1 protein-coding gene is annotated in these 859 nt (G+C 45.6%); it reads left to right on the top strand.

All coding sequences use genetic code 11. From position 1 onward, the window contains the following. Nucleotides 1-859, top strand: an 859-nt coding sequence (locus ACYVTD_RS14385) for a S1 RNA-binding domain-containing protein (protein ID WP_461248404.1), incomplete at both ends; no start/stop codon positions are given.

Below are 859 nucleotides of genomic sequence, written 5' to 3'. Positions count from 1 at the left end.
CATCTCGCCATAGAAGGCGTTATAGAATCGAAAGTTAAAGGCGGCTTCGACGTAAATCTTGGGGCGGGCGTTCACGCGTTTCTTCCCGTAAGCCAGTCCGACATAACAAAAGTTGAAACGCCGGAAAAACTTCTCAACTTAAAATCCCGTTTTTACGTCGAAAGAATTTATTCCGACAATAAAATAAATATCGTCGTAAACAGGCGCAAGTGCATGGAAGAAGAACATGACACCAAACGCAAGGCGTTCTTTGAAAACACGCCAATCGGTACGGACGTTACCGGTATCGTAAAAAGCTTCACCTCGTTCGGCGCGTTTATAGACCTTGGCGGTTTCGACGGTCTTTTGCACATTAACGACATGAGCTGGGGGCACGTTACACGCCCTAAAGATTACGTTAAAAAAGGCCAGGAAATAAAATTAAAAGTTATCCGCATAGACAACAAGGAAAAAAGAATCAACCTTTCCCTTAAGCATTACACCGACGATCCGTGGGTTCATTTCGAGGAAAAATACCATGTTAACGACATCGTAAAGGGCAAAGTCACGAAACTTACGGACTTTGGCGCCTTTATCGAACTTGAAGAAGGAATCGAAGGATTGGCGCACATCTCGGAATTTTCGTGGGTTAAGAAAATTCAAAAACCGCAGGATTTGTTGAAAAGCGGCGACGTCGTCGAGTGCATGATCTTAGGTTACGATCTTCAGGCGGGCAGGGTGTCATTGGGCCTTAAACAGGTTCAGGAAAACCCGTGGGACGCCATCGAAGAAAAATACCCCGTAGGCTCAAGGATAAAACGCAAAGTCGTTAAGATCACAAGCGCGGGCGCGTTTATCGAACTTGAAAACGGCATCGACG

This window comes from Treponema sp. R6D11, assembly GCF_054786075.1.
This window is presented reverse-complemented; position numbering and strand designations above follow the sequence as displayed.